Source organism: Duganella caerulea (genome assembly GCF_040362985.1).
In the GTDB taxonomy this organism is placed as follows: Bacteria; Pseudomonadota; Gammaproteobacteria; order Burkholderiales; family Burkholderiaceae_D; genus Rugamonas; species Rugamonas vulcania.
In genome coordinates this window covers 479,728-505,441 of the sequence record NZ_BPWJ01000005.1, presented here as the reverse complement: position 1 = coordinate 505,441, position 25,714 = coordinate 479,728, and the positions used below count along the sequence as shown (strand labels likewise).

Annotated in this window: 30 protein-coding genes and 1 riboswitch; of the genes, 12 read left to right on the top strand and 18 right to left on the bottom strand. The window is 67.5% G+C overall.

Translation table 11 applies throughout. The annotated features are described in order from the left end of the window. Nucleotides 1-321, top strand: coding sequence for a DUF3240 family protein (locus ACUJB0_RS18050; RefSeq protein WP_444846405.1), 321 nt, complete (start codon nt 1-3; stop codon nt 319-321). Then, a complete protein-coding gene (locus tag ACUJB0_RS18045; protein ID WP_444846404.1) occupies nt 318-1,580 on the top strand; it encodes a TolC family protein in 1,263 nt (420 codons plus the stop codon). The genes ACUJB0_RS18050 and ACUJB0_RS18045 overlap by 4 nt, the downstream gene beginning before the upstream one ends. Here ACUJB0_RS18045 and ACUJB0_RS18040 read toward each other — a convergent pair. Continuing rightward, the gene (locus tag ACUJB0_RS18040) at nt 1,577-2,260 is read right to left on the bottom strand and encodes a cytochrome b/b6 domain-containing protein (RefSeq protein WP_444846403.1); all 684 of its coding nucleotides are present in this window, start codon (nt 2,258-2,260) and stop codon (nt 1,577-1,579) included. The genes ACUJB0_RS18045 and ACUJB0_RS18040 overlap by 4 nt on opposite strands. Before the next feature lie 247 nt (nt 2,261-2,507). Between ACUJB0_RS18040 and ACUJB0_RS18035 the strand changes: the two genes are divergently transcribed. The 3 genes from ACUJB0_RS18035 to ACUJB0_RS18025 are packed head-to-tail and all read left to right on the top strand — an operon-like array spanning nt 2,508 to nt 5,033. Further along, complete coding sequence (locus tag ACUJB0_RS18035; RefSeq protein ID WP_444846402.1) at nt 2,508-3,980, top strand: pilus assembly protein TadG-related protein; 1,473 nt, start codon at nt 2,508-2,510, stop codon at nt 3,978-3,980. Beyond that, the gene (locus ACUJB0_RS18030) at nt 3,977-4,444 is read left to right on the top strand and encodes a TadE/TadG family type IV pilus assembly protein (protein WP_444846401.1); all 468 of its coding nucleotides are present in this window, start codon (nt 3,977-3,979) and stop codon (nt 4,442-4,444) included. Before ACUJB0_RS18035 ends, ACUJB0_RS18030 begins: the two co-directional genes overlap by 4 nt. 4 nt (nt 4,445-4,448) lie before the next feature. After that, complete coding sequence (locus ACUJB0_RS18025) at nt 4,449-5,033, top strand: TadE/TadG family type IV pilus assembly protein (protein ID WP_444846400.1); 585 nt, start codon at nt 4,449-4,451, stop codon at nt 5,031-5,033. Nucleotide 5,034: 1 nt separating this feature from the next. On the opposite strand, the gene cobA is transcribed toward ACUJB0_RS18025, so the two are convergent. From cobA to ACUJB0_RS17950, 15 genes are read right to left on the bottom strand one after another with little or no spacing between them, the layout of a single operon-like run. Next, nucleotides 5,035-5,751: a uroporphyrinogen-III C-methyltransferase gene (gene cobA / locus ACUJB0_RS18020; protein WP_444846399.1), complete on the bottom strand. Its 717-nt coding sequence runs from the start codon at nt 5,749-5,751 to the stop codon at nt 5,035-5,037. 26 nt (nt 5,752-5,777) lie between these two features. After that, entirely contained in the window at nt 5,778-6,119 is a 342-nt protein-coding gene (locus ACUJB0_RS18015; RefSeq protein ID WP_161092321.1) for a (2Fe-2S) ferredoxin domain-containing protein, read from the bottom strand. Then, nucleotides 6,116-7,099 carry a precorrin-3B C(17)-methyltransferase gene (cobJ, locus tag ACUJB0_RS18010; RefSeq protein WP_444846398.1) on the bottom strand — a complete coding sequence of 328 codons (984 nt, stop codon included), beginning with the start codon at nt 7,097-7,099 and terminating at the stop codon, nt 6,116-6,118. The genes ACUJB0_RS18015 and cobJ overlap by 4 nt, the downstream gene beginning before the upstream one ends. Next, entirely contained in the window at nt 7,096-7,500 is a 405-nt protein-coding gene (locus ACUJB0_RS18005) for a cobalamin biosynthesis protein (RefSeq protein WP_444846397.1), read from the bottom strand. The genes cobJ and ACUJB0_RS18005 overlap by 4 nt, the downstream gene beginning before the upstream one ends. Further along, nucleotides 7,497-8,270, bottom strand: coding sequence for a cobalamin biosynthesis central domain-containing protein (locus ACUJB0_RS18000; RefSeq protein ID WP_444846396.1), 774 nt, complete (start codon nt 8,268-8,270; stop codon nt 7,497-7,499). Before ACUJB0_RS18000 ends, ACUJB0_RS18005 begins: the two co-directional genes overlap by 4 nt. Then, entirely contained in the window at nt 8,267-9,070 is an 804-nt protein-coding gene (gene cobI / locus ACUJB0_RS17995; RefSeq protein WP_444846395.1) for a precorrin-2 C(20)-methyltransferase, read from the bottom strand. Before cobI ends, ACUJB0_RS18000 begins: the two co-directional genes overlap by 4 nt. Further along, nucleotides 9,063-10,379, bottom strand: a complete 1,317-nt coding sequence (cbiE, locus tag ACUJB0_RS17990) for a precorrin-6y C5,15-methyltransferase (decarboxylating) subunit CbiE (protein ID WP_444846394.1) — start codon at nt 10,377-10,379, stop codon at nt 9,063-9,065. The genes cobI and cbiE overlap by 8 nt, the downstream gene beginning before the upstream one ends. A 2-nt stretch (nt 10,380-10,381) precedes the next feature. Next, nucleotides 10,382-11,572 carry a cobalt-precorrin-5B (C(1))-methyltransferase gene (locus ACUJB0_RS17985; RefSeq protein ID WP_444846393.1) on the bottom strand — a complete coding sequence of 397 codons (1,191 nt, stop codon included), beginning with the start codon at nt 11,570-11,572 and terminating at the stop codon, nt 10,382-10,384. Then, nucleotides 11,569-12,246: a precorrin-8X methylmutase gene (locus ACUJB0_RS17980; RefSeq protein ID WP_444846392.1), complete on the bottom strand. Its 678-nt coding sequence runs from the start codon at nt 12,244-12,246 to the stop codon at nt 11,569-11,571. Before ACUJB0_RS17980 ends, ACUJB0_RS17985 begins: the two co-directional genes overlap by 4 nt. Then, nucleotides 12,243-13,145, bottom strand: a complete 903-nt coding sequence (locus ACUJB0_RS17975) for a sirohydrochlorin chelatase (RefSeq protein WP_444846391.1) — start codon at nt 13,143-13,145, stop codon at nt 12,243-12,245. Before ACUJB0_RS17975 ends, ACUJB0_RS17980 begins: the two co-directional genes overlap by 4 nt. Further along, nucleotides 13,142-13,927 carry a precorrin-4 C(11)-methyltransferase gene (gene cobM, locus ACUJB0_RS17970; RefSeq protein WP_444846390.1) on the bottom strand — a complete coding sequence of 262 codons (786 nt, stop codon included), beginning with the start codon at nt 13,925-13,927 and terminating at the stop codon, nt 13,142-13,144. Before cobM ends, ACUJB0_RS17975 begins: the two co-directional genes overlap by 4 nt. Further along, on the bottom strand, nt 13,924-14,781 hold the full coding sequence (locus ACUJB0_RS17965) for an energy-coupling factor ABC transporter ATP-binding protein (protein ID WP_444846389.1): 858 nt from the start codon (nt 14,779-14,781) through the stop codon (nt 13,924-13,926). Before ACUJB0_RS17965 ends, cobM begins: the two co-directional genes overlap by 4 nt. Then, nucleotides 14,778-15,512, bottom strand: coding sequence for a cobalt ECF transporter T component CbiQ (gene cbiQ / locus ACUJB0_RS17960; protein WP_444846388.1), 735 nt, complete (start codon nt 15,510-15,512; stop codon nt 14,778-14,780). Before cbiQ ends, ACUJB0_RS17965 begins: the two co-directional genes overlap by 4 nt. Next, nucleotides 15,502-15,843, bottom strand: a complete 342-nt coding sequence (locus ACUJB0_RS17955) for an energy-coupling factor ABC transporter substrate-binding protein (RefSeq protein ID WP_444846387.1) — start codon at nt 15,841-15,843, stop codon at nt 15,502-15,504. The genes cbiQ and ACUJB0_RS17955 overlap by 11 nt, the downstream gene beginning before the upstream one ends. After that, entirely contained in the window at nt 15,840-16,523 is a 684-nt protein-coding gene (locus tag ACUJB0_RS17950; RefSeq protein ID WP_444846386.1) for an energy-coupling factor ABC transporter permease, read from the bottom strand. The genes ACUJB0_RS17955 and ACUJB0_RS17950 overlap by 4 nt, the downstream gene beginning before the upstream one ends. 118 nt (nt 16,524-16,641) lie before the next feature. Continuing rightward, nucleotides 16,642-16,849, bottom strand: a riboswitch (cobalamin riboswitch). A 303-nt stretch (nt 16,850-17,152) separates the two neighbouring features. Between ACUJB0_RS17950 and ACUJB0_RS17945 the strand changes: the two genes are divergently transcribed. From ACUJB0_RS17945 to ACUJB0_RS17925, 5 genes are all read left to right on the top strand, one after another. Next, on the top strand, nt 17,153-18,247 hold the full coding sequence (locus tag ACUJB0_RS17945; protein ID WP_444846385.1) for an SGNH/GDSL hydrolase family protein: 1,095 nt from the start codon (nt 17,153-17,155) through the stop codon (nt 18,245-18,247). Between the two features lie 20 nt (nt 18,248-18,267). Further along, the gene (locus tag ACUJB0_RS17940) at nt 18,268-18,942 is read left to right on the top strand and encodes a hypothetical protein (RefSeq protein WP_444846384.1); all 675 of its coding nucleotides are present in this window, start codon (nt 18,268-18,270) and stop codon (nt 18,940-18,942) included. 5 nt (nt 18,943-18,947) lie between these two features. Beyond that, nucleotides 18,948-21,404 (top strand): apolipoprotein N-acyltransferase, encoded by a 2,457-nt coding sequence (gene lnt / locus ACUJB0_RS17935; RefSeq protein ID WP_444846383.1) that lies wholly within the window; start codon nt 18,948-18,950, stop codon nt 21,402-21,404. A 13-nt stretch (nt 21,405-21,417) separates the two neighbouring features. Next, entirely contained in the window at nt 21,418-21,567 is a 150-nt protein-coding gene (locus ACUJB0_RS17930; RefSeq protein ID WP_444846382.1) for a hypothetical protein, read from the top strand. A 169-nt stretch (nt 21,568-21,736) separates the two neighbouring features. Further along, nucleotides 21,737-22,006: a hypothetical protein gene (locus tag ACUJB0_RS17925; protein ID WP_444846381.1), complete on the top strand. Its 270-nt coding sequence runs from the start codon at nt 21,737-21,739 to the stop codon at nt 22,004-22,006. A gap of 9 nt (nt 22,007-22,015) precedes the next feature. Here the strand turns inward: ACUJB0_RS17925 and ACUJB0_RS17920 are convergent, their stop codons facing one another. Continuing rightward, a complete protein-coding gene (locus ACUJB0_RS17920) occupies nt 22,016-22,903 on the bottom strand; it encodes a hypothetical protein (RefSeq protein ID WP_444846380.1) in 888 nt (295 codons plus the stop codon). A gap of 114 nt (nt 22,904-23,017) precedes the next feature. Between ACUJB0_RS17920 and ACUJB0_RS17915 the strand changes: the two genes are divergently transcribed. Beyond that, nucleotides 23,018-23,842: an arylamine N-acetyltransferase family protein gene (locus tag ACUJB0_RS17915; RefSeq protein WP_444846379.1), complete on the top strand. Its 825-nt coding sequence runs from the start codon at nt 23,018-23,020 to the stop codon at nt 23,840-23,842. A 3-nt stretch (nt 23,843-23,845) separates the two neighbouring features. Here ACUJB0_RS17915 and ACUJB0_RS17910 read toward each other — a convergent pair whose 3' ends face one another. Next, nucleotides 23,846-24,766: a hypothetical protein gene (locus tag ACUJB0_RS17910; protein ID WP_444846378.1), complete on the bottom strand. Its 921-nt coding sequence runs from the start codon at nt 24,764-24,766 to the stop codon at nt 23,846-23,848. Between the two features lie 192 nt (nt 24,767-24,958). On the opposite strand from ACUJB0_RS17910, the gene ACUJB0_RS17905 reads away from it, so the two are divergent. After that, nucleotides 24,959-25,696: a substrate-binding periplasmic protein gene (locus ACUJB0_RS17905; protein ID WP_444846377.1), complete on the top strand. Its 738-nt coding sequence runs from the start codon at nt 24,959-24,961 to the stop codon at nt 25,694-25,696. The last annotated feature ends 18 nt before the right edge of the window (nt 25,697-25,714 follow it).

The following is a 25,714-nucleotide window of genomic DNA, read 5'->3' as shown; positions in this document are numbered from 1 at the left end:
ATGCTGAAACAAATTTCCAACGATAGCTTGCTGACGCTGGCGATCCCGGCCGGCCTTGAAGAGGACGTGGTGGATTTTCTGCTGCTGCATCCGGAGTGGGCAACGGGATTCACCGTGACCGCCGCGCAGGGCATGGGGCGGGGCGCCGTGCTGCGGTCGGCGATGGAGCTGGTGCAGGGCCGCAGCGCCCGCAGGCTGGTCCTGGTGGCCGGCGTGGGCGCCCATCTGCAGCTGCTGCTGGAGGCGTTGGCCAGCGAGATTCCCAGTCCCGACGTCGCATACTGGTTGAGCCCGTTGACCGCCTGCGGGAGGCTCGCATGAGCTGCCGTCTTGCCAAACTGGCGCTGGTGCTGGCAACGCTGGGCCATCCTGTCGCTTGGGCCGGCGCACCGGCGTTGCCGCTCGCCGGCGACGTCCTGTTCGGCTTGCCGCGCGAGCAGACCGTGAAGGAGTTGCTGTCGCAATTGCCGCAGCTGCGCATCGGCGATCTCAACAACCAGCTGGCCGGGGCGGAGCAGGCGAAGCTGGCCGCCGGCCCCGGCGAATGGGTGGTGCGCGGAGGCATGAGCCAGCGCCGTGTGCTCGATGGAGACCGCTATCGCGAGCAGGAGCTGACGGTCGAGCGCAGCGTCCGCTGGTTTGGCAAGGCGGAGCAGGACCGGGCGGTAGGCGAAAAGGGCGTGGCGCTGGCGCAGGCGCAACGGGCGGACGCCTGGCATGAGGCGGGCCGCGCGCTGATGCAGGACTGGTACGACGCCCTGAAGGCGCAAGCCACGCTGGAGCGCTTGAAGGAACAGCACGCCTTGATCAAGCAGCTGAGAGCTATCGCCGAATTGCGCGTGAAGGCGGGCGATGGGGCGCGGCTTGAACTGATGCAGGCCGATACCGAATTACGGCGGGCGGACGCATTGATCGAGCAGGCCGGCCAACAGGCGCAACACGCGCTGACCTTGTTGGCCACCAATTATCCCGGCCTGCCGGCTCCGCAGCTGGCCCAGGTGCCCGATCCGCAGCCGATGCCATTGCAGCGGCCGGACCAGCTTGCGCGCATCCTGGAGGACAATCATGAACTGGAATTGGCGCAGGTGGAGGCGCAGTGGTACGGCTTGAAGGCAAAGCGCGCCGCCAGCGAGCGCATGCCCGACCCGACGATCGCGGTGCGCGCCGGCCGCGAACGCGCCGGCCAGGAACGTACCATCGGCCTCACGCTGTCGATGGCCCTGCCGGGCGGCACGCGTGGCGCCGAAAGTTCGGCGGCCTACCTGCGGGCGCGGATGGCGGAGGAAAGAGTGGCCCAGGTAAGAACCAGGGTCACGCTGGCGGCGCAGCGGGCCGTGACCGAGCAGGAATACAGCTATCAGGTATGGACCAGCCTGCGCGCGGTCGAACAGCAGAGCGACCGCCAGGCGCGCTTGATGGAACTGGGCTACAAGGCAAACGAATACACGCTGGCCGAAGCGCTGCTTGGCCGCCGCCTCGCGATGGAGGCGGCGCTGGCGTCCCAGATGGCGAGGATCGCGGCCGTCGCCGCCAGCGCAAGGGTGCAGCTGGACGCCCATGCGCTGTGGGCGATCGATTAAGACTCACGGTGCTCCGCGGCCGCCCGGCCGGCTGCCGGAGCTTCCGCATGGCTCCCTTGCCACCACCACAGCGCCAGCACCGCGAGCAGGAGCAGCAGCGCGGTGCCGGTGCGCAGGCCCTGTGCCTTTGCGCCGGGCGCGGCGTGCTTGCGTCCGGTGATCATCGACTTGGCGAGGTTCTCGCGGTGAACAAAGCTGGCAACCAGCACGCCGGCGATGTGGACCAGCACCACGGCCAGCATCAGGTTGGCGATCAGCTCATGCACGTCCTCCATCCATTCACCGGCCCGCTCGGTGTACAACAGCCAGCCGGAGCCGGCCAGCGCCATGGCTATCCCCAGCATCAGCACGATGGCGACCGCGCCGGCCGGATTATGGCCGGTGAAATGCCGGGGACGTCCCTGCAGCATGGATTGCAGGTAGCTCAGCGTCGCCTTCGGTCCCCGCACGAAGCTGGCGAACCTGGCGTAGTACGTCCCGAAAAATCCCCAGAGGATGCGAAAGCAGACCAGCGCCGCCATGGTGTAGCCCAGCGTGACGTGGACCTGGCGCCAGTTGTCGGCCTCTGCCGTCAGATAGGCCCCGGCAAAGCTGAAGGCCATCAGCCAGTGAAACAGCCGGACGGGCAGGTCCCAGACGCGAATTTGGGGCGGCGTGGCCCCGGAATGGATGTCGTTCATGTGATGCTCCTGTGAGTTGGTGCCAATCCCGCCGGGCCGGTTGGAGGCGGCACGCGTTGGCATAGGCAGATCGTCGTCGCCGGATATTAAGGAATTCTGAACCGGCATGGCTTTGCGAAGTTGTCAATATTGCCACGCAGAAGATTGCGAGGATTCGCTTGTCCTTTATCAATTCCATCGGCCGCAGACTGTCTAGAATCGGCGCTTGAGTACGCTTATTTCGCAGCGGAAATTCGATGGAGGCGGCATGACCGGGACGGCTGGATCGCTTGGAGAGGGACGAGGTCGGCAGCAGGGCGCCATCGCCATCGTGTTCGCCCTGATGCTGGTGGCCCTTGTCGGGTTTGTGGGCATGTCGCTCGATCTGGGACCGGTGTACAACCGCAAGCTGGATCTCCAGGCCCTGGCGGATACCACCGCGCTCGCGGCGGCCCGCCAGCTCAACGGCACCTCGGCCGGCGTGACGAATGCGCTTGCCCAAGCCGCCAATGCGGCGAGCGCGTTGAAATACCAGTACAACCAGCAATCGATCAGCTGGAATAGCGCCGCGCTGTCGTTCAGCAGTTCATCGACCGGCGCCTGGGTCGATGCCGGCTCCGCGCAAGCCGCCCCCGACGGCCTGCTGTTCGCCAAGGCCGACACCAGCAAGCTGGACGCCTCGCTTGCCACCATCAGCCTGGTGTTCATGCGTGCCCTTTCGGAGACGCTGTCATCCTCCAGCGTGAGCGCGACAGCGGTGGCTGGCCGCTCGACCATCAACGTCGCGCCGATCGCGGTGTGCGCGTTGTCCAGCACCGCCGCCGCCGCACGCGTCAATCCAGGGCCGCCCGCGTACAGCGAATTGACCGAATACGGTTTCCGGCGCGGTGTCGCGTACAACCTCATGCAGCTCAACCCCAATGGCACGACGGCCGAGAATTTCGTTGTCGATCCATTTGATCCGCCCGGTGTCGCTGGAACGGCAAGCAACACGGCGCCTGGCGTTGTCGGCCCCTATGCTTGCACCGGCAAATTGGCGATCCCCAGGGTGACCGGCGGGCCGATCACGGTCGGCCGGCCATTTCCCCTGGCTTCGCTCTTCAACCAGCTCAATTCGCGCTTCGACCAATACAGCGGATCGCTGTGCTCCTTTGCCACCGCGCCGCCGGATACGAACATCAAGTCCTATGTCTACAACACCGCGATTCCATGGATGAGCACCACGCCCGCCGCCCAAGGCGCCGCCTCGACGACCAGCGGAGGCAAGCTGTGGACGGTCGCCGATCCTCTGCCGGACCCAGCGGGCACGACCGCCGCGATGTACGGGCCGTTGTGGGCCTACGCGCGGGCCGTCCCCTACAGCTCCTACGTGCCGGGCTCGGCGGAACCGGCCAACGGCTACACGCCCTTTAACACCAGTGTCTGGAGCTCGCTGTACAAGCCCGGTGTGCCGGTCGCCACCGGCTCCTATCCATCCGGCGTCCTGACGCCCTACATGGCGACAAACGGCACCAACTTCCTGGCGCCGTCCGCTGCGCACAAAGGCATCGCCAATCGCCGCGTGCTGAACGTGGCGTTGTTGTCTTGTCCGATAGGCGCGGGGACCACCACCACGGCCACCGTGCTTGGCATAGGCAAATTCCTGATGACCGTTCCCGCGACCGGGACCGCGCTTTACGCTGAATATGGCGGCCTGGCCACCGAGCAATCGCTGGGTGGCGCGGTGGAGTTATACCAATGAAACCCGTGAACCGGACAGCGAGCGGCCCCCGTGCCGGCCGCCAGCGCGGGATCGCCGCCGTCGAGCTGGCGCTGATATTGCCTGTCCTTCTCATCCTGCTGGTGTTCCCGCTCTTCTTCGGCCGGCTGTTCTGGCACTACAGCGTCATGGACCGGGCGGCGCAGGATGCCGCCCGCTATCTTTCCACCATACCGCCGAGCGAGATCAGGAACCCGGCGCGGGCGCCAGCCCTGGCTGCGGTCGCCAAGTCCATCGCGGATGCCGAACTGGCTGAGCTTGCACCCGGACCGGATGGGATTTTCGTGACGATCGGGTGCGATGCGGCCCAGTGCGTGGGCTTCGCTGTGCCCACGACCGTCAACGTAGCCATCCAGGTCCAATTGACGGACATTTTCTTCTCAAACATGACGTCGCTGACCATCCCGTTGATGGTCAACGTCACCTATCCTTACGTGGGGAGATAGCCAGATGTGCCCACAACAAAAAATCCAGGCACAGGGCGGAGTGGTGGCTGTTGAGTTCAGCCTGGTGCTGATGCTGTTCCTGATCATTGCCGTTGGCGTGATCGAATGTGCGCGGGCCATGTATCTGTACAACACGTTGGAGATGGTGACCCAGCGTGCCGCGAGGCTGGCCGCCAATGCGGACTTTCGCGATCCCGCCGCCATGGACGCCGTGCGCCGGAAGGCCGTCTTCCGCGACAGCGCCGGCACCCTGATGCTGGGCGACCCGGTCACGGACGCGCATGTCCGCATCGACTACCTGGCGCTGACCTACGCGGGCACGCCGGCGATGACCGAGATCCCCGCCGCGGCGCTGCCCGCGTGTACCGCCAACAACCGGATCACCTGCATGAAAGATCCCTACGACGCCAGCTGCATCCGCTTTGTGCGCGCGCGGATATGCGATCCCGCAGTGACGGCCACCTGCAACCACGTACCGTACCAGACGCTGCTCTCATTGGTGAGCCTGCCATTGAGTTTGCCAAATGCGACCGCCATCGCCAACGCGGAAACGCTGGGCGCCACGGTCGGCGCCGTACCCTGTCCGTGATCTAGTCTGCCGACTGATGCAAGCGTGCGCGCATCGCCTCGCCGATCATCACCAGCACCGGGCCGGTGGGCATGCCCAGGCCCTGCGACAAGGCGGCGATGTCCATGCGGTGGATGCGCTGGTCGGCGCGGCTCACGTTCTCGATCACCACCACCGGTGTATCGGGCTTGCGGCCATGCGCCAGCAGGCGCTCCGCGGTGGCGATGGCTTCGCGGCCGCCCATGTACTGCACCAGCGTGTCCGTGTTGGGGATCGCGTCGAGCTCCGCGTGCTCCGGCGCGGTGGACGAGGTGAAGAACGCCACGCTGCGCGCCACGCCGCGCTTGGTCAGCGGCTGCCTGGTCGCCGCCGCGGCGGCAACGGCCGTGGTCACGCCCGGCACGATCTCGACCTCGATGCCGGCTTCCTCCAGCGCGCGCAGCTCCTCGTCGGCGCGGCCGAACAGCATCGGATCGCCGCCCTTCAAGCGCACCACCAGCGCCGCGCGCCCGGCGCAGTCGACCAGGTGCTGGTTGATGATCTGCTGCGCCACCGAGCGCTGTCCGCTGCGCTTGCCGACCGCGATCAACTCCGCCTGCGGGCACAACGCCAGCATCTCCGGCGTCACCAGCGCATCGTGCAGCACGATGTCGGCCTGCGCCAGCAGCCGCGCGCCGCGCACGGTGATCAGGTCCTGGGCGCCGGGACCGGCGCCGATCAAATACACTTTCCCTGCCATTTGCTTCTTTCGTTGACTGCTTGCGCTCAGCTCTCGCCGGCCTGGTGGAATATCAAATCCTCCACCCGCTTGCCGTCGCGCAGGTGGTCGTTCACGATGCGGTCCATATTATCGGAAGTGACGTTGTAGTACCAAGTCCCATCCGGCTGCACACACACGATAGGCCCGCCCTTGCAGGCGGCGAAGCAGCTCACGCGGCTGCGCTTGACGCGCAACTCGCCCTCATTCAGCCCTGCCTCCTTGAGCTTTCCGCCCAGGCTGTCGAACAAGGCCTGCGACGCGCCGTCCTCGCTGCAGCGCGGGCCGGTGCATACCAGTAGGTGGCGGTGGTAGTTGCCGATCTTCGGCTTGACGATGGCGTCGGTCATGCTTCGCTCTCCTCGACGGCGGGCGCCTCTGCTTCCCACGGCTCCTCCAGCGTGGCGCGGATGTAGTCGGCCGGCAGACGGTGGCGCGCGGCCAGCAGCTCGATGCTGTCGCCGGCCGCGTGTTCCGCCTGCAGGGTATCGAGCCATCCCAGCAGGCCGGTGGAGAGCGAACGGCCAGCGCGTTCGCCGTCGCGGGTGGCGCCGCCTTCCTCCATGTCGTACTTGTTGGCGTAGCCGCGCGGCGTGACCATCAGGCCGTGGCGCACGAAGGTGTTGCTGTTGCCGATCAAGACCGTGCTGAGCATGCCGATGTCGGCATCGGCCATGCAGTCCAGCGTGGTGAAGACGATGTTCTGGCGGCGGCGGTAGCCGCTCTTCACGATCGCCACCGGCGTATCGGCGCGGCGGTGGCGCAGGAACAGGCGCTGCGCCTCGACGATCTGGCGGGTGCGGCGGCCGCTCTTCGGGTTGTACAGCGCGACCACGAAATCGGCCATGGCCACCGCGTCCAATCGGCGCGCGATGGTCGGCCATGGCGTCAGCAGGTCCGACAGCGAGATGGCGCAGAAGTCGTGCGTGAGCGGCGCGCCGACCAGCGCCGCGCAGCTGTTGAGCGCCGAGGCGCCGGGGATGATCTCTACCTGCACCGTGTCGTCCGGCGTCCAGCCGGATTGGAACAGCACCTCGTAGGTCGGCCCGGCCATGCCATAGACGCCGGCGTCGCCCGACGAAATCAGCGCCACCTTCTTGCCGGCGCGCGCCGCCTCCAGCGCGCTGACGGCGCGGTCCAGCTCCTCGGTCATGGACTTGCGGATGATCTCCTTGCCTTCGATCAGATCGGCCACCAGCTTGATGTAGGTGACGTAGCCGATCACCACGTCGGCTTCGGCGATTGCGTCGCGCGCGCGTTGTGTCATGTGCTCCACGCTGCCGGGGCCTATCCCGACCAGCATGATCTTGCCTGCGCTTGTTTCATTCATGGTTGTATCCTTGCGATGGAGACGGTGGCGTTGTGGCCATCTGCGCCTTTGTGTTTGTGTTTTTCGACGACCAGCGCGGTCATCGGCGTATCGGGTCCGGCGGCCAGCAATGCCGCCGCCTCGCTCACCGACGGTGTGCCGGTGTAGTGCCGCACGGTCTCCGACGGATGCGGCACTTCCACCGCCGCCAGTTCGTGCGCTTCATAAAAATGCAGCGGCCAGCCATGCTCCTGCGCCAGCGCCAGCAAGGCCGCTTCGTCCTTCTTCAGCGTGATGCTGGCGGCGGCCACCACTTGCGCCGGCTGCGCGCCAGCGGCGGCCAGCGCGTCGCGTACCGCTTCGCGCACAGTGTCCAGCGCCACGCCGCGGTCGCAGCCCAGACCCATGGTGAACCGTGTCATGCCGCGTTATCCTGCGGCGGGCGGTAGACCACCAGCCGCTCGTTGAGCGCATTCCAGCGTTCGGCCGGCACCTCGGCGTGCGTGACCCACAGCAGCGCCGCATAACGGTCCAGCGGCACCTCGTCGAAGCGCGCGAAGCGGTGGATGTTTTCCGGCAGCGGCGTGGCGCGCGTCCACCAGTCCGCGCTGCCGGCTTCCTGCACGAAGGCGATCGGCTCGCCGTTGACCACGTGTGCGGAGACGCGCGTGATGTTGATCTTCGGCGCCTCCACCTTCCAACCGAGGTGGCGTCCCAGGATATCGACCGGGATCGTGCGGCCGACGTCGGACGCGGTGGTCAGCACCGGCGCGGCGCCCAACAGGTCGGCCACGCGCTCGCTCCACTCGTTGGCGCCGCCGACGTGGCCGGACAGCACAGGGATCACGTACTGGCCGGCGTCGTCGACGACGATGATGCCGGGGTCTTCGTCCTTGCTGCGCAGGTGGGGCGCGATCAGCCGCACCACGGCGCCCAGCGAGACGAAGAAGATGATCTGGTCATAACCGGAAAACAGAGGGCCGATTTCGTCGCGCAGCGCGCCGTCGTAGGCGCGCACGGTGTTGGAGGCTTCCGCGAACGTGGCGGCAAATTTGGCCGAGGTGCAGATGTCCGCTTCCGGCAGGTCGGCGGCCAGGCGGGCGGCTTGTGCCGCGCCGTGTTTGGTGATGGCGACCAGGCATACGCGCGGGGTGGCCTGGGTGGTGGTGGTCGTGGTGGTCGCTGTGGTCATGCGGTCTCCGTCAGAGGTTGGGGGCTTTCTTTTTTCAGGCAGCCCTTGATGCGTTCACCGCGTATGCGGTGCGTGTGTTTGACGATCAGCAGCGACAGGTAGCTGACCTTGGTGCCGCGCAGCGTCAGGATGTCGCTGCCGCTGAAGCGGCGTTCGTCCGGCGCGCCGACGCGTTCGATGAAGTGCGCGCCGTCCAGCAGCTCGCGCCGTTCCAGCCAGTCGATCAGCTCATCCATCAACGGCTTCACCTTCATCAGCACCAGCGTGTCGAAGTCGGGCAGCAGGCGGTCCACCGCGCTTACGCCGTAGGCGGCGGGCACGATGGCGACCGTGTCGTCCTGCTCCGCGAACGGCACCGGCACCTGCGCGCAGGCGGCGGTGAAGGCGTTGACACCGGCGATGATCCGCACCGGCACCTGTTCATCCATCGCACGCACGGTGCGGGCCAGGTGGCCGAAGGTGGCGTAGGTGCTGGCGTCGCCCTCCACCAGGAACAGCACGTCGCGGCCGGCGCGCAGCCAGGGCAGCACGGTGTCGGCGGCCTTGAGCCATGCGCGGCCCAGTTTCTCGCCGTCGTGCGTCATGGGGAACAGCAGTTGCGTGTGCTGCTCCGGCGGCGGCAGGCCGGCGCGCTGCACGATGTCGAACGCGTAGCTTGGCGTCTTGCCGCTGCGGGCAGGGTAGACCCAGATGGTGTCGCGCCGCTGCAATGCGTCCCACGCGGCGCGCGTGATCAGGCCGGGATCGCCGGGGCCGAGCGAGATGCCCCACAGGGTGCCGGGTGTGGTCATCTCATTCATCGGTGGCCACCTTCGCGTCGGTGCGGCGGGCGCAGACGATCCACACCGGATTTTCAGCGGCCATGCGGTGCATGTGCAGAATCGGCTTGCTGCGCGCGGCTTGCAGTTGCAGCACGTCCCACTCCACGCCTTCCAGCGCTTGCAGCGTGGCGGTGGCGGTGGCGAGGTTTTCCAGCGTGACGAAGTTCATCACCAGCGTGCCGCGCGGGCGCAGGCGGGCGATCACGCCGCTGATCAGGCCCGCCAGCTCGCCGCCTGAGCCGCCGATGAAGACCGCGTCGGGATCGGGCCACGCATCCAGTCCTTCCGGCGCCTTGCCCAGGTACAGGCCGTAGTTGCTGACGCCGAAGGCGGCGTGATTCTGTCCAGCGATGGCGAAATCGGCTTCGTTCTTTTCGGTCGCGTAGACATGGCCTTGCGGGCAGAGACGCGCCGCTTCCAGTCCCACCGATCCCGAGCCGGCGCCGATGTCCCACACCACGCTGTCGGCGCGCAGCTGCAGGCGCGCCAAGCTGACCGCGCGTACCTCCTGCTTGGTGATCAGGCCTTTTTCCGGCTGCCGCTGCACGAACTCCGCATCGGCAAGGCCGAAGCGCACCGGTTGTGCCGCCGGCGTCACTCGCCACAGCAGCACCACGTTCAGCGCGGCGAAGCGCATGCCGGCCGCTTGCTGCGGCGTGAGCTCGGCCAGCACGCGCTCCTCGGGCTGCAGCAGGTTCTCCGCCACGGCCATCAGGAAATCGTCGCCCAGGCCTTCGGCCAGCAGCAGGCGCGCGATGCGGTCAGGGCTGTTGTCAGGGCTGGTCAGCACCAGCAGGCGCGCATGTTGGCGCGCCGCCTGGGCCAGCGCATACAGGCCGTGGCCAGGTACGCTGCCGCGCTGCCATTCGCCGGCATCGCGCGCATGTACGGAGACGATGCGCGCATCCTGCCACGCCAGTCCGATGCGAGCGCACGCCAGCTGCAGCGTCGACAGGTTGGGCAGGATGTCCAAAGCCTCCACGCACAGGTGCTGCGCCAGATACGGTGCGATGCCATGGCACAGCGGATCGCCGGTCGCCAGCACCACGCAGGACAGGTTGTCGGCCCGCGCGGACCGTACCCATTCGGGCACTTCCTTCAGTTTGCCGGTCAGGTCGTGGCGCATGGCGCCGGGTTTGAACTCGCGCTCCAGCAGGGCCAGCGTGCGGGCGCCGCCGATCAACACGTCCGCGCTGCGCAGCAAGGCCAGCGCGGTGGGACTCAGGCTGGCGATACCGTCATCGAGTACGCCGATAACTCGGCAGGGATTGGGGTCTTGTGTATGCATGCTTATGCTTCCGGTAGATGATCGATGCCGATGCGGCCAGCGCTGGCGGGACGTTCGTGCGGTTCGGCAGGAGCCGACAACACGTCAGCCACTTGCACGCCGCTGAAATCGCACACCAGCACGCGCAGCTGAAATGCGCGGCCGTAGCGGTCCGGCGCGGTCAGGGTGTCGATGGCGGCTTGCGCCAGCGCGTGGTGGAAAGCGTCGCCGAGGCCACGCTCCACCATCAGCTCCGCGCCGAAGCGCGCCGTTTCGGCGGCGGCCATGGCGGCGCAGTCTTCCGGCGTGGCGCCGATGCGGCGCGCCACCTCGGCCACCAGGTCGGTATCGACTTCGCTGCGATTGGCGTGGGTGATGGTTTCGCCTTGCGCGATCTTGGTCAGCTTGCCCACCATGACACACAGCACCACCAGTCCTATGCCCTGCGCCACCACTTCATCGAGCGCATAGCGCAGGAAGTCGCCCATCTGCACGAAGCAGGCCGCCGGCAGTTCCGGGCGTTCCGCGCGCAATGCGGTCATGGCGAAGGTTTCGGTGCGGCCGCCGGTGGTCAGCGCCACGACGCCGTGGCCGGCGGTGGCCGCCACCTGTATGCCCTGCACCACGCTGGCGCGCCACGCGGCGGTCGAATAGGGCTTGACGATGCCGGTGGTGCCGAGGATGCTGATGCCGCCCAGGATGCCCAGGCGGGCGTTGGTGGTTTTCTTCGCCATCACCTGGCCGTCCGGCACGCTGATGGTCACTTCGATGCCGTGCATCGCCAGCAGTTCCGGCGCGGCTTCGCGCAGGTTGTCGGCGATGTTCTTGCGCGGCGCGGGGTTGATCGCCGGTCCGCCAACTTCAAGGCCCAGGCCTTTCATCGTGACCGTGCCGACGCCGTCGCCCGCCACATACGTCACCACGCCGGCCTGGCCGGGAAGCAGGCGCAGGTCGACCGTCATGTGGGCGCCGTCGGTGCAATCGGGATCGTCGCCGGCGAATTTGACGACCATGGCATGCGCGCGGCCTGGCTCGCAGCGGCCGTCGTGAATGGCGAACACCACGCGGCTGCCGTTGGGCAGCAGGCTCTCGATTTCTTCCGGCACCCGTCCGTGGACGAGGCCCAGCACCGCGGCGCGTGCCGCGGCCGCGGAGCACGCGCCGGTGGTGAAACCGGTGCGGGTGCCACGTTCGGCAGCCGCTTTCTCCTTCATGCCATCGCCTTTTGACGTGCTTCGGCCAACGCCAGCAACGCGTGCAGCGTTGCTACCACCAGCGTGGAGCCGCCCTTGCGGCCACGGATGACGATCCATGGCACGTCGCCGACTTCGGCCATCAAGTCCTTGGATTCGGCGGCGGAGACGAAGCCCACCGGCATGCCGACCACCAGCGCCGGGCGCACGCCTTCCTCGCGGATCAGGCGCACCAGCTCAATCAACGCGGTGGGCGCATTGCCGATGCCGACGATGGCCTTGTCCAGCAAGCCCAGTCGATGCGCCTTGCGCATGGCTTGGACGGCGCGCGTGGTGTCTTCCTTTTGCGCGGTGGCGATGACGTCGGCGTCGCTGATGAACTGGTGGGTCTTCATGCCGAAGTGCGCAAGGCGCGGCTGCGACAGGCCGGAGCAGATCATCTCCACGTCCGCCACGACCGGCGCGCCGCCGGCCAGCATGGCGTTGATGCCGGCTTCCACTGCCTCCGCATGGAAGGCGGTCAGGCCGTTGAAGTCGAAGTCCGCGTTGGCGTGGATCATGCGGCGCACGATGGGCCATTGGCTTTCGGTGTAGCGGTGCGGGCCGGCTTCGGCGTCGATGATGGCGAAGCTGTCATGCTCGATCACCTGGCCGGCGCGGGTCAGCTGTTCGGTAACGGTGTTCACGGTGCTCATGCCGGCTGCGCCTCCGCGTGGTCGTGATGCGGATGCACGTGTACCTCGTGCGTGTGCGCATGCGAGTGGCCGTGGCCCAGGTCATGCGCGATTTCGCGGTAGCTGCAGCCGTCGCAAGGCAGGCGGCTGTCCGGCACACCGGCGCGCAGGTCTTCCACCCGCTGGTCCATCAGTTCGAAGATCTCGTTCTCGAAGCCGAAATGCTCGGAGCAGGCAAAGCGCACCTGTGGATATTGGCCGCGCAGGTGCTCCACCTGGCGGTGTATGCGCTGCATCAGGGTGCCGGTGTACAGGTAGTAGGGCAGCACCACGATCTGGCGCATGCCCAGCGTGACCTGGCGCTGCACCACTTTCTCAAGGCGCGGCCAGGTGATGCCGGTGAAGGCCAGGTCGACCAGCTCATGGTCGCCTTCCTCCAGCAGCCAGCGGGCCATCTTGGCCATTTCGCCGTTGGCGCCACGGTCGGACGAGCCGCGTCCCAGCACCACCACGCCGGTGCTGGTCGGATCGGGCATGTCCAGCGCGTTCATGGCCTTGCGCAGGCGACGCTTGAGGATCGCCAGGATCGGATCGCAGGCGGTGAGGTGCGGCGCCAGCAGGATCTCGGTCTGCGGGCAGGCAAGGCGCGCATGCTCGATCGCTTCCGGTATCTCCATCTTGACGTGGCCGGCCGCGTTCAGGATCAGCGGCACCACCAGCACGCGGCGCGAGCAGCGCGCGGCGTCCAGCAGCGCGGCGTTCATCTCCGGCGGCGCGAATTCAATGAAGCACAACTCGATGCGCCAATCCGGACGGCGCGCGCGCCACTGGCTGGTGAATTCGCGGATCTCCTGGTTGCCGGAGTCCTCGCGGGAACCATGGCCGACAATCAGGATTGTGTCCTTATTTACTGGGTTCATGCGCTCGCCTTTCTGAAACGATGGGTAAATGTTGGGTCATATAATTTGGAGCGCGCCAGCGTCTCCCAATGCAGCGCGCCCAATGTGGGACTGGCGACGATCATCGCCTGGCTGGCGACGCCGGCCTCCCGGCAGCGCTGCTTGATGTCGGCCAGCGTTCCGCGCACGATCTTCTGCTCGCCCGGCCAGCTGGCCTTGTGCACCACCAGCATCGGTGCGTCCTCGGCCCAGCCGGCGGCGCGCAGCGCGGTCTCCACCTTGTGCATCAGCGTGATCGACAGGAAGATGCACAGCGTGGTGCGGTGCGCGGCCAGGCTGGCGAGGTCTTCGCCTTCCGGCATCGGCGTGCGGCCTTCGACGCGGGTGAGGATGACGGTCTGCGTCACCTCGGGCAGCGTCATGGATTCGCCGGCCGCCGCCATCGAGGCCATCGCCGACGAAACGCCCGGCACCACGGACCATTCGATGCCTGCTTCGCCGAGCGGGCGCGCCAGTTCGATCAGCGCGCCGTACAAAGCGGGATCGCCGGTTTGCAGGCGCACCACGGTGGCGTGGATGCGCGCCTGCTCGATCAGCCATGCGGTCATTTCTTCCAGCGTCATGTCCTTGGAGTCGCGGATGGCGCAACCGGGTGGTGCGTGCAGCGTGACGGCGCGGTCGACCAGCGAGCCGGCGAACAGCACGGCGCCCGCCTGCGACAGCAGCTTCTGGCCTTTGACGGTGATCAGTTCCGGGTCTCCGGGGCCTGCGCCCACGAACCAGATTTTGCCGAGGGATGTCATGCGGTGAGTACTCCTGAATGTTTGTGTGCGCGCAGTGTGTCGAGCAAGGCGTCGACACTGCGCGGGGCTGGGCCGGCGGGCAGCACGCCGAGATCGACCAGCTCCGCGTGCAGCGCCAGCGCGGCCGGTGGACGCTGGCCGGCGGCGTGCAGCACGTCCGCCTGCGCGCACAGTGTCTGCGCCTGGCCGGAGGCGATGCAGCGGCCGCCCGCCATCACGTGGATGTCGTCGGCCCAGCGGAAGGCGAAGTCGATGTCGTGGGTGGACAGCAGCACGGTGACGCCGCGCGCGGCCAGCTGGTCGAGCAGGGCGGCGAGTTCGGTTTGCATGGGTGCGTCGAGGCCAGCCATGGGTTCGTCCAGCAGCAGCACGTCCGGTTGCATCGCCAGCACGCCGGCGATGCAGACGCGCTTCTTCTGGCCGAAGCTCAGTTGATGCACCGCGCGGCGAGCGTGGCCGCGCAAGCCCACCGCATCCAACGCGGCAGCCACGCGGGCGCGCACCTCGTCCGCGCCCAGGCCGAGGTTGAGCGGGCCGAATGAGACGTCCTCCTCGACCAGCGCCGAAAACAACTGGCGGTCCGGGTTTTGGAACACGAGTCCCACGCGGCTGCGCAGCGCCGTGAGTCCGGAGCGGCTGTAGTCGAAGGGCTGGCCGTCGATGCGCAGCTGGCCGGCGGTGGAACGCAGCAGGCCATTCAGGTGCTGCAGCACGGTGGTCTTGCCTGCGCCGTTCGCGCCCAGCAGCGCGTAGCGGCGGCCACGGTGCAGCGTCAGGCTGCAATCGTGCAGGCCCTTGCTGCCGTCGGGGTAGACGTGGGCGACGGTTTCCAGTTCCAGTATCGGGGGATTCACAAGCGGTCTCCCACTGCCAGCGCCACCAGCAGCGCGCCCGCCAGCGCGGCCACCGTGCACTGGCGGCGCGCCTGCGGGTAGACCACCGGCAGGAAGCGCAGCGCACCCTGGCAGACGCGCGCGTCTGCCGCCATTTGCAGCGCGGCGGCGCGTTGCCACACTTGCACCGCCATCTGCCCGGCCAACAGGCCGGTCGAGCGCCAGGCCTGGCGCCAGCCGCGATAGCCGAGCCGCGCGCTTTGCGCGGTCACGCCTTCGTCCCACGCTTGGCGCAGCACGAACAGCATGCGATAGCAAAGCACCATCATGTCGAGCAGGAGCTCCGGCATGCGCAGGCGGCGCATGAGCGCGAGCAGGCCGGGCATCGGTGTGCTGAGCACCAGCCCTGACAGCGCGGCCAGCATAGCCAGCGAACGCAATGCCGTGTGGACGACGACAGGCAGCATGGCGCCGGACCAGCGCCAGTCGCCCTGCGCGTCCGGGCCGAACAGCATGGCCGCGCAGGAGATCAGCAGGAAGCCGAGCGGCGGCAGCACGGTGGCGGCGTAGGCGCGCAGCGGGACGCGCGCGCCGACCAGGGCGGCCAGCACGAGCACCGACGTCAGCGCGGCCAGCGCGTAGGGACTGCGGGCCAACCAGGCCGCGACCACGCCGGCCAGCGCGAACAGCGCCTTGGCCGACGGCGCCACATCGCGCCAGCGGTTGGCGTACGCGGTCGACTCAATCAGCACGGCGGTCCTGCGCGGAAGCGGCCTCGCGGCGCGCGCGTTCGCGGGCCACGGACATGCCGAGCCAGTAGCCGATCACGCCGGCGCCGATGGCCGCCTGCAGCGCGAACAGCAGCGACGCGATTTCATCGCTGGCCGGCTCGAACACGGGTGTGAACCACGGCTTGTAACCGGGAGCGATGGCGACTATGGCCTGCTGCGCGCGATTGTCCGCGCCGGTGAAGATGGCCGGCGCCTCGCCGCCGGGCGCCGCCGGCGGCGCGGTCGCCAGCCACAAAGGCAGCACCGTCAACAGCACCAGCGCCAGGCAGACCAGCCAGGTCCGGGCCCTCATGCGCCATCCTTGCGCGCACCGAGCGTCATCACGGGCAAGGCGCGCAGCTCGTGCGCGTTGAAGCGGACCATCGCGTTCACCACGAGTAGCGTAAGCAGGCCCTCGCTGATGGCGATCGGCACCTGCGTCAGCGCGAAGATGCCGGCGAACTTGAAGAACGAAACGCTAAAGCCGCCGACGGCGGCGGGGAAGGCCAGCGCCAGTTGGATCGAGGTGGTGACATAGGTCGCCAGATCGCCCAGGCACGCGGCGAGGAACACCGCCGGCGAACGCGAGAAGCCCAGTGCCGACGCCGCGCGCAGCACGCCGTACGATACGAACGGCCCGACAATCGCCATCGAGAACACGTTCGCGCCCAGCGTCGTCAGGCCGCCGTGCGCCATCAGCAGCGCCTGGAACACCAGCACCACGAAGCCCACCGGTACCATCGCGGCGGGGCCGAACAGGGCGGCGCCCAGGCCCACGCCGGTCGGATGCGAACAACTGCCCGTCACCGACGGCAGCTTCAAGGCGGACAACAGGAACGCGAACGCCGCCGCCACGCCGAGCAGCATGCGCCGCTCGGGATGCGATTGCAGGTCGCGGCCGATGGAGCGCAAACCCCAGGCCAGAAAAGGCAAGGAAACGGCTGCCCAGCCGAGCGCGTGCGCCGGAGGCAAAAAGCCTTCCATGATATGCATTCGAAACCTCCCGTCGAATGGTTTTTACGGACACCATGCGGGAGATGAAAGACGGTCGACGGGCGGCACGGGACGTGCGCAAACAATCGATAGCGAATTCCCGTCACCCCGCGGAGATGATGCTGATTTTTTTTGGGCCGGTATTCTGGCTCGCCTTCGTCCTTCTCCGTGTCTTCCCGCGGTTTAATGCAGTGACGTGATGACGGAGTCGTCTGGCTTACAGCAGCGGGGGCTGCACCGGAATGGCCGCGTGTTTCAGCGGCTTCACCGGTTTCCCGTTTAACGAGCGCTCCAAGGAGACGCTCGCACCCAAGCATTGATCTTACACTAACGTTGCGCAATGTGCCAACACCGGACGCTGTGATCGCGGCGCGACAGGCGGGCGGTCCTGTGGAGACATTCGCTTGGTCTTGCGAGACAGTTGGCGGGCTGTGGCGTGCACGGGGCGGTCCCGGGGTAGTATGAGTTGTTTGCTAACATTGCGTCGGCAGGCGATATCACGCAGTTGAAATGGACGATGGCAACCAGGCCGCCGCGACGTGATGGCTCGCGCGCGAGGTTGCCGTCCGTCGCAACAGGAGAACAAACAACAATACGCCATCTCGCACATTCCTGATCGGAGACACCCCATGTCGTACACCCGCTTTCACAAGAAGTCGTTGCCTACGCTGTTGTCCTCGCTGTTCCTGCTCGCTGTCGCGGACCACGCGGCGGCCAGCACCCTGAACCAGAACGTTTCCTGGACCATCGACCGGGCCGGCACCTCCACCGTCTACCGCGTGGTGGCCTACGGCGATTCGATCTTCGCCGGCTACAACGGCTCCGTCACCAGCGCCGCCAAGTACTCGGCGCCGACGGTGGACGCGGAATACCTGTCCGCGCTGTGGAACGCCGACATCGAGAGCGTGCGCCGCACCAAGTCCGGCGCGGTGGCTTCGGATGTGTACAACAACAAGATCGTGGCCGAGCGTTCGTATATGCAAGCGAGTAACACCCGCGTGGTGGCCTTCGAGATGTGCGGCAATGACGGCCTGCAGGCGCGCACCGCCTTCAAGAGCCAGACCGGCACCTGCGACGACAGCGTGCTGACCGCGGCCGAAAGCAGCTGCAAGACCTACGTCGAGGCGGCGATGAACTACATCAACGCCAACGCCTATTCCGGCGTCAAGCTCAAGCTGGTGTCGAACCTGCATTACCCCGGCTACGACGCCGACAACGTGCAGAGCTCGTGCAAGGATGCGTCCACCGGCAAGACCGTGAACATGCAGGACAAGTTCCTGCCGTCGCTGGCCAGGATCAACTTCTCGATGTGCGACCTGGCGCGGCAGAAGGGCTTCGCCTGCGCCGACAACTTCGCGCAGTACATGGGTGCGGACTACGACAGCAACGGCGACGGCAAGATCGACTCCGACGCGCTGCGCTACGTCGCCGGCGAGAGCCAGTCCAGCTATGTCACGCGCATCACGACCACGCTGCGCTCGACGCTGCGCGACGCCAATGCGCACTTCGTATCGTCCGGCAGCAGCTACGACTACATCCAGTCCGACGATACTCACCCGACCTATTCCGGCAGCACCGTCACGGCCGGCCTGTTCGGCGGCAGCTCCGGCTCGGGCGCGCCGCGCTACACGTCCTTCTCGGCCGGCAAGAATCCGATCTGGAACCAGTACGGTCACGAGCGGATGGGCTGGGCGGTGTCGACCTACAACGTCGCCACGCCCTGATGCGTGGGTGAGCTGATCCCTTGGACAAGCCTCCCGAGCGGCCCGAGGCCGGCAGCGAGAAACCGGGCGCCTGGCGTCCGCGCGCCGGCTTTCTGGCCGTGGCGCTCGTGCTGGCTGTGATCGGTTGCGGCGTGCTGGTGTATCTGGTCACCACGCCGGATCCCGGCATCGCCGCCGGTGGCGCGCAGGCTCCGGTTGCGGCCAGCGCGGCGCCGGCCGCAGGGTCGCCGCCCGCGCCCGCGCCCGCGCCGGCCACGCCGCCGGTCGCGTCTGAAAATCCTCAGCGCCCGCCGGAAGGCGACGCCGACCCGACGCGCGACCTGAAAAGCTATGTGCCACGGGGCGCCAATCCCACCATGCCCGAAGTGATCGAGCGCCTGCATGAACGCGGCATATACAGCGGCCTGGGCGCGTTTCCGCCGCCGGGCACGCGTCCGCCCAAGGTCGGGCTGGCGGTGCCCGAGGACTTCGAGCTGCCGCCCGGCTACGTGCGCCACCACCAGGCCACTGACGACGGCCAGCGCATCGAAGCGATCCTGATGTTCGCGCCCGATTTCCAACTGTACGACGCCGCCCACAATCCAATCGCGATGCCCAAGGACCGCGTGGTGCCGCCCGAGCTGGCGCCGCCCGGACTGCCGATCCGGCGCATCGTCGTTCCTCCTCCCATCGAACCGGCCGCACCCGGCCGCTGATCCGCATGCGACAACTATTGAATTCCTCCACGGCGCGCATGGCGGCCGGCATCCTGGCGAGCGCCGTCCTGTCGGCTCTGTACGCGCGCGGCGGCCCTGGCTGGCTGCTGGGCTTCGTGATGCTGGCGCCTTGGCTGTGCACGCTGAACGCGAGCCGCTCGCTGGCCGCCACGCTGGGCTGGGCCTACCTGATGTCGCTGGCCTTCACGGCGGCCGTCTTTGCCTGGTTCGGCACCGCGTTGGGACGCTACACACACGCCGGCGCCGGCACGGGCCTGGCCGTGCTGCTACTTGCCGCGCCCTTGTTCCAGCCGCAGTTCCTGGTGTTCGCGCTGGTGCGCCATGTGAGCGGACGCCGGCATGGTCCGCTGCCGCGCGCGCTGGCGGCGTCCGCATCGTGGGTGGTGGCGGAGTGGCTGCTGCCCAAGCTGCTTGGCGACACGCTTGGCTACGGGCTGTATCCATCTCAGTTGATGCGACAGGGCGCGGCCGTGGGCGGCGCCGCCGGCCTGACCTTGCTGCTGTTGCTGGCCAACGAGGGCGTGGCGGCAGCGCTGGCGCGGCGTCGCGACGGCTGGCGTGCGATATTGCAGCCGCTCGCGCTGGCCGCGCTGGGCCCGCTGCTGTTGGTCGGCTACGGCCTGGCCGCGCAGCCGGACGGCGCCGCCACCGGCAAGCCACTGCGCATGGGCCTGGTGCAGGCCAACCTCGTCGACTACGAAGGCATGCGCCAGCGGAAGGGCGCGCGCGCCGTGGTGCGCGAAGTGCTCGACACGCACTTCGCCATGAGCTACGACGTCGTGGTGCGGCGCCATGCCGACGCGGTGCTGTGGTCGGAGACCGCCTATCCCACCACCTTCGGCCATCCCAAGAGCGAGGCCGGCGCCGAGTTCGACCGCGAGATCCTCGCCAACGTCCGCGAGGCAGGCGTACCCTTCGTGTTCGGCACCTACGATATCGACAGCGACGGCGAATACAACGCGGCGGCCTTCGTGCAGCCCGGCGGCCTGACGGGCTTCTATCGCAAGACGCGCCTGTTCCCCTTCACCGAATACGTGCCGGCCTGGCTGGACGGGCCGCGCCTGCGGCGCCTGCTGCCGTGGACCGGCAACTGGAAGGCGGGCAATGGCGCACGCGTCTTCCCGCTGCGCCTGGCCGATGGCCGCGAGATCCCGGTGCTGCCGCTGATCTGTCTCGACGATGTCGACACCGGCCTGGCCATCGCCGGCGCCCGGCTGGGCGCGCAAGCCATCCTGACGATGTCGAACGATTCCTGGTTCAGCGACGATCCCGAGGGCGCGCGGCTGCACCAGGCCGTGGCGGCGTTCCGCAGCATCGAGACGCGGCTGCCGCAATTTCGCGTCACCACCAACGGCTACAGCGCGGTGTTCGATGCGGCCGGCAACATCCTGGCCGGCACGCGCATGGGCGAGCCGGCGCTGGTGGTGGCGGAATTGCGCGTGAGCCGGCCGGCGCCGACCTTGATGGTGCGCTGGGGCGATTGGGTCGGACGGGCCGCCTGCGCATTCTTGTTGTTGATGGCGGCGCGGGCGGCCATTCCCTCGTGGCGTGCGCAGGCGGAGGATGGCTCGACCGCGCAGCAGCCCGCCATGGCCTTCCCGGTCCGGGTGGCGGTGCTGCCGCCGGCCTCGCGCATCGCGGCGGCGCTGTTGCGCGTCATTGCCCGCGCCGGCCTGCTCGCCATCTGCGTGGCGCTGCTGCTCAACGAACCATTGCGCACCAACACCCTGGCGCAAATCCGCTTGTTCTCGGGACTGTTCCTCGCGCCGGAAGCCGCGTCATGGTGCGTGCTGCTGGCGTTCGGTGCGCAAGCGTCGATCAGCGGCACGGCGCTGGTGCTGACGCGGGGCGCGCAGCGCATCGAACTGGCGCTGGCCGAGATCGCCGCCGTCGAGCTGTGGCGCCTGCCGATACCGGGCGCCGGTGTCGCCTTGCGGCTGGCGACCGGCCAACGCTGGCGCTACGGGCTGACGATGTCGAACCCGGTGGCCTTCGCCGCCGCGCTGGCTGGCGCCGGCGTGCCGCGCGGCGTCGAGCGCACCGGCGCGGCGATGGGCGTCTATGCGCGGGCACGCCTGGCGCTGCGCCGCCGCAAGCTGGACCTTCCGCTGGCCAAGTTCATCCTGCTGCCGCTGGCGCTGGCCATTCCCGCCTTCCACCTGCATCAGCACATCGCCTACGGCAGCGCCTTCGGCGAGTACTACACCTTTGGCCTCAAGGCTTACCTGCTGGCTTTCGCGCTGTGGTGGGCCGCATGGTCCATCGGCGTGGTGCTGAGCGCGGCGCTGCTGCGCGTGGCGATCGAAGCCGGCACGCTGATGGCCGCGTTGCTGCGGCCTGGTCGGGCAGTCGAGGTTCGCGGCTGGCTGGAGCGCGCCGGCCGCCTGGCGCTGTATCTGGGCCTGCCTGGATGGCTGCTGGCGAACCTGTTTGGCACTTAGAATTCACGAAGCAATGCAAATCACCCGACGTATCATGCTGAAAAAACTTTTCGCCCTTTTGGGCGGCACGGTCGCCGTGCAACAGGCCGCGCAATCCGCGTCGCCCGCCGAGGAGTCCGCGCGCAGGCCGTCGCGCGCGGGCTGCCTGAAACCGCGCTGTTGACGTCGGTTCAAACCAAGGACGGCCAGACCTATTTCTTTGGCGACCATCTCAACAAGCCCTTGGCCGAGTCGCAGTATTCGGTGTGGGGCATCGCCGGCGGCGGCGCGCAGCAGGCCGGCTGCAATAGCCTGCCGGACCTCGCGGCGATTTTCCGGCACACGTCGGAAGTGTGGGGAGCGACGCCTTCGGCAAACCGCGCGCCCGCGAGAATCACGCGCCGCAGGAGCCGCCGATCAATTACGTTCGCGCGCTGTGGCCGGTGCTCAAGCCGGTGGTGGTCAAATATTGTCCGAATCCGGAGCACTGGCCGGTGCTGCTGGGCCTGTCCATCCAGGAAGTCATCGTGATGGCGAAGACCGTGATCGATCCCTGCCTCGCGCTGGAGCTGGTCATGGAGGCCGCCGTGCCGATGTCCAAGGTGAACCTGGCACCGGCTTGATGGCGGCTCTTACAGCTGCGGCTTGTTATCGCGGACGGTGTTCTCCTGGTTCTTTTTCTGCTGCGCGCGCGCGTTGGCGGCGGCGTTGAGCGCGCCGGCGTCGTGCTGCAGCGGCGGCGCGCTGATATCCACCGAGTACATGTCGAGCATGTTCTGGTTGCCCGTGCGGAAAGCGTGCGAATCCGCGATGATGGTCATGGCGCAGGTGGGGGAGTATTTGTCCGTGTAGCTGAGGTTGTTCGACAGCGGGTTGGACGGCCCGGACGACACTGAACGGCAGGGGCTGTCGTTGACGTCCGTGCTGAACGACGCGAGCTGCTTGCCTGCCAGGTCGTAGCTCCACGCCAGATTGGTGTTGCCTTGGTTGCGATACTTGGCCACGCCGCCTGCCTGGTCATATTTGGCGGTCAGCGACTGGATCAGGGTCGATGCCAGTATCGCCTTGTCCGCCGTCACGGTTTGTTCGCGCTTGATGCGCCAGACGATGCCTGCCTCGTTGTACAGCACGCTGAAGAAGTCCGCGCCCTTCTTGTCCGTGCGGTCGGTCCCGACTGATGCCTGTAGACCGAGCGGTTCGGATGACATGATCCGCGTGATCGGGGTGAACTTATAGGCGGGATTGAGCTTTTGCAGCAGCTGGCGTGCCTCGGCGACGCTGATGCCGACCCGGATGCCGGCGATGTCCGGCCCGCCGGGGCCGGTCAGCGAAGCCGGCATGCCCGCCGGCGCGGCGCCCGGGTTACCGCTGGCGGTGGCATTGGCGCTGGCCTGGTCTTTCCCCAAACCTTTGTCTACGCCTTGCTTCACGATCTGTTTCAGGTCGATGCCGCCGCTGGCCTGGCTTTCGACCGATGCCGTCAACGCCAGTGCGGCGATCAGGAGTGCTGAGGGTTTCATTCATTCATCCTTGTCCGTTAGATAACGATAATGTACAACATCTTGCGCTGAGCACGTTAAATTCAGCCTGTTATGATGCTGGCTCTTTCGCTAACATTTCAAACAGGCGGGAACATGGACTTACTGGACGCATATTTCGCGCGCATCGGCTACGCCGGCCCGCGCACCCCCACACTGGACACGCTGCGCGCGCTGCAGCAGCTGCATCCGGCCGCGATACCCTTCGAGGCGATCGACGTGCTGCTGGACCGGCCGATCCTGCTGGAACCGGCGGCGGTGGACGCCAAGCTGATCGAGGCCGGGCGCGGCGGCTACTGCTTTGAGCAGAACAGCCTGCTCCAGCGTGTGCTGTGCGCGCTGGGCTTCGCGGTGGAACCGTTGATCGCCCAAGTGCGCTGGATGGCCGGCCCGGAGGCGCAACTGCGGCCGCGCACCCACATGGTGTTGCGTGTGACCGTCGACGGGCAGCCCTGGCTGTGCGACGTCGGCTTCGGCAGCTGCGTGCTGACCGCGCCGATCCGCTTCGACCTGACGACGCCGCAGTCCACGCCGCATGAGCGTTTCCGCATCACGCCGCAGGGCAACGAACATCTGGTGGAAGCGCTGCTGGGCGACGACTGGCTGCCGGTCTACATGATCTCGCCCGCGCCGTGCCGCGACGGCGACTACGTGATGGCCAACTATTACTCGTCGACCTATCCGCAGTCGCACTTCCGGCACGATCTGATCGTGGCGCGCTCCACGCCGGAGGCGCGTCACGCGCTGCTGCGCAACCGCCTGACGATACGCCGCGCGGACGGCGCCAGCGAGCGCCGCTTCCTGAGCGCCGACGAGATCGAGCGGGCGCTGGCCGAGGTGTTCCTGCTGCCGGTGGCGCCGGACTGGCGTCCCGTGATCGAGCGCGCGGCCGCCGCCGTGTGGGACGAGCCGGCCCGCTAGCGTTCAGATTCCCGGTACCGGGTTCACGCCTTCGCGCAAATGGTAGGCGCCGCGTTCGTACACGTAGCGTGCGCTGCCGTTGAACGGGCGCGTTTCCCGTTCCACGTCCTCGTTCTGGTCGGGTGATGCCGGCGCCGAGCGCGCGGTCCGTTCCTCGCCCGAGAACGTCAGCACCAGGTCGTCATAGCCGCTGGCCGTGGCGGCCGGCTCGAAGCGCCATGCCGCCTCGGCTTGCCAGCATTTCTTGGTTGACGGTCCGCAGCCGCCTTCGTTATCCGAATGCACGGGAATGGCGCCGGCCAGGTCGCGCACCTCCGCAGCGGACGGGTCGAACAGCGAGAGCAGGGTGATCGTGTAGCCTTGCCACACGCCGCCGTGCAGCATCGCGATGCCGGGCTTGCCGGCCGCCAGCTCGATCCAGCGCAGTTCGCCGATATTGCCGGACGAGCCCAGGCTGGCCACGTTGTCGTGGCGGCGCACCAGCTTCCATTGCTTGCCTTCCTGCCGCAGCAGATACAGGCTCAGGTAGCCGCTGTCCACGTGCGCGGAGTCGGCGTCGCCATCGGCGTTGGCGTGCTGGCCGGACACCACCAGCACCGTATCGCCGGACGGCAGGGCCTGCATGTCCACCGCGCTCAACGCCATGTGCATCTTGTGGCCGGGCTGGTCCGGATCGGGCAGGTCGGTGACGGCGTCCTCCTGCGCCGCGCGGTAGGCGGTGCCGAACACCACCTGCATCAGCGGCGCGTAGTCGGAGGCCGGATGCGGCGCGGCGGCCGCTGCCGAGGACTCGGGGGCGGCGGCCGCCGCACTGGCCGCCGGCTTGGCTGGCGCCGCCGGGGCGGATGACTGGCGGGAACAGCCGGCGAGGCCGCTCAACATGGCTGCCGCCAGCAAGGGCGCGGCGAGGGATTTCAAAGGCATGGCTGGTCGTTATTTAAGAAAAAGACAACAAATATAGCGCAATTCCGCCGGCGCGTCCGGCAAAAAAAGTTTTCATCGGCGCAACACTTGTTGGGGCGGCGGGGCGTGGTTTTGCTAGAATGGAATTCGATCCTTGCTGGCATCTCCAATGTTATGAATCGTTTATACGCATGCTTGCTGTTGTGCCTGGCCATGGGCTCTGCCTGCGCCGGTACTGTGCAGGTGTGCGCGGACCAGGCGGAAATCCCGCCGTTCGTGTTCGCCGAGCGGGTCAACGGCCAGCGCAGCGCCAAGGTGGTGGGCGCCAGCGTGGACCTGCTCAAGCTGATCGGCGCGCGCCAGGGCTGGGACGTCAGCGTGCAGCTGCTGCCATGGGCGCGCTGCCTGGCGCTGGTGGCCGATCATCGCGTCGATATCGCGCTCAACGTCAGCCAGGCCGACGCCGGCAGCCAGCTGGTGCTCAGCGATGCCTACTTCACCATGCACAATGTGTACTTCTATTCGCGCCGCGCGCGGCCGCAGGGACTCAGCCTGCAGAAGTTGAGCGACGTCGGCCAATACCATCTGTGCGGCCTGGGCGGGTATCACTTCGAGGTCTACGGCATCCCCACCAGCAAGGTCGACCGCGGCGCCACCATCGGCTACGAACAGCTGATCGGCAAGCTGCACCTGGGCCGCTGCGACCTGTTCATCGACAGCCGCGAAACCATGGCGGGCCAGTACCTGATCAATCCCAAGCTGCGCAGCCTGCTGGTGGACGGCACGCTGGTGAGCCAGCCGCTGCCGGACTCGCCGCTGCGTCCGCTGTATTTCGGCGTGGCGGCCGGCGCCACGGGGGCCACGCTGCTGCGTACCCTGAACGACGGCCTGGCGCGGCTGGCCAAGACCAGGGAGCTGGAGAAGCTGCTGGACCATTACATGGAACAATGACCGACCTGCCTGGAGCCT

Excerpts from the sequence above, each read along its gene's own strand:
- ACUJB0_RS18050 (WP_444846405.1), top strand. The coding sequence starts at position 1 with ATGCTGAAACAAATTTCCAACGATAGCTTGCTGACGCTGGCGATCCCG.
- ACUJB0_RS18045 (WP_444846404.1), top strand. The coding sequence starts at position 318 with ATGAGCTGCCGTCTTGCCAAACTGGCGCTGGTGCTGGCAACGCTGGGC.
- ACUJB0_RS18040 (WP_444846403.1), bottom strand. The coding sequence starts at position 2,260 with ATGAACGACATCCATTCCGGGGCCACGCCGCCCCAAATTCGCGTCTGG.
- ACUJB0_RS18035 (WP_444846402.1), top strand. The coding sequence starts at position 2,508 with ATGACCGGGACGGCTGGATCGCTTGGAGAGGGACGAGGTCGGCAGCAG.
- ACUJB0_RS18030 (WP_444846401.1), top strand. The coding sequence starts at position 3,977 with ATGAAACCCGTGAACCGGACAGCGAGCGGCCCCCGTGCCGGCCGCCAG.
- ACUJB0_RS18025 (WP_444846400.1), top strand. The coding sequence starts at position 4,449 with ATGTGCCCACAACAAAAAATCCAGGCACAGGGCGGAGTGGTGGCTGTT.
- cobA (WP_444846399.1), bottom strand. The coding sequence starts at position 5,751 with ATGGCAGGGAAAGTGTATTTGATCGGCGCCGGTCCCGGCGCCCAGGAC.
- ACUJB0_RS18015 (WP_161092321.1), bottom strand. The coding sequence starts at position 6,119 with ATGACCGACGCCATCGTCAAGCCGAAGATCGGCAACTACCACCGCCAC.
- cobJ (WP_444846398.1), bottom strand. The coding sequence starts at position 7,099 with ATGAATGAAACAAGCGCAGGCAAGATCATGCTGGTCGGGATAGGCCCC.
- ACUJB0_RS18005 (WP_444846397.1), bottom strand. The coding sequence starts at position 7,500 with ATGACACGGTTCACCATGGGTCTGGGCTGCGACCGCGGCGTGGCGCTG.
- ACUJB0_RS18000 (WP_444846396.1), bottom strand. The coding sequence starts at position 8,270 with ATGACCACAGCGACCACCACGACCACCACCACCCAGGCCACCCCGCGC.
- cobI (WP_444846395.1), bottom strand. The coding sequence starts at position 9,070 with ATGAATGAGATGACCACACCCGGCACCCTGTGGGGCATCTCGCTCGGC.
- cbiE (WP_444846394.1), bottom strand. The coding sequence starts at position 10,379 with ATGCATACACAAGACCCCAATCCCTGCCGAGTTATCGGCGTACTCGAT.
- ACUJB0_RS17985 (WP_444846393.1), bottom strand. The coding sequence starts at position 11,572 with ATGAAGGAGAAAGCGGCTGCCGAACGTGGCACCCGCACCGGTTTCACC.
- ACUJB0_RS17980 (WP_444846392.1), bottom strand. The coding sequence starts at position 12,246 with ATGAGCACCGTGAACACCGTTACCGAACAGCTGACCCGCGCCGGCCAG.
- ACUJB0_RS17975 (WP_444846391.1), bottom strand. The coding sequence starts at position 13,145 with ATGAACCCAGTAAATAAGGACACAATCCTGATTGTCGGCCATGGTTCC.
- cobM (WP_444846390.1), bottom strand. The coding sequence starts at position 13,927 with ATGACATCCCTCGGCAAAATCTGGTTCGTGGGCGCAGGCCCCGGAGAC.
- ACUJB0_RS17955 (WP_444846387.1), bottom strand. The coding sequence starts at position 15,843 with ATGAGGGCCCGGACCTGGCTGGTCTGCCTGGCGCTGGTGCTGTTGACG.
- ACUJB0_RS17950 (WP_444846386.1), bottom strand. The coding sequence starts at position 16,523 with ATGCATATCATGGAAGGCTTTTTGCCTCCGGCGCACGCGCTCGGCTGG.
- ACUJB0_RS17945 (WP_444846385.1), top strand. The coding sequence starts at position 17,153 with ATGTCGTACACCCGCTTTCACAAGAAGTCGTTGCCTACGCTGTTGTCC.
- lnt (WP_444846383.1), top strand. The coding sequence starts at position 18,948 with ATGCGACAACTATTGAATTCCTCCACGGCGCGCATGGCGGCCGGCATC.
- ACUJB0_RS17930 (WP_444846382.1), top strand. The coding sequence starts at position 21,418 with ATGCAAATCACCCGACGTATCATGCTGAAAAAACTTTTCGCCCTTTTG.
- ACUJB0_RS17920 (WP_444846380.1), bottom strand. The coding sequence starts at position 22,903 with ATGAAACCCTCAGCACTCCTGATCGCCGCACTGGCGTTGACGGCATCG.
- ACUJB0_RS17915 (WP_444846379.1), top strand. The coding sequence starts at position 23,018 with ATGGACTTACTGGACGCATATTTCGCGCGCATCGGCTACGCCGGCCCG.
- ACUJB0_RS17910 (WP_444846378.1), bottom strand. The coding sequence starts at position 24,766 with ATGCCTTTGAAATCCCTCGCCGCGCCCTTGCTGGCGGCAGCCATGTTG.
- ACUJB0_RS17905 (WP_444846377.1), top strand. The coding sequence starts at position 24,959 with ATGGGCTCTGCCTGCGCCGGTACTGTGCAGGTGTGCGCGGACCAGGCG.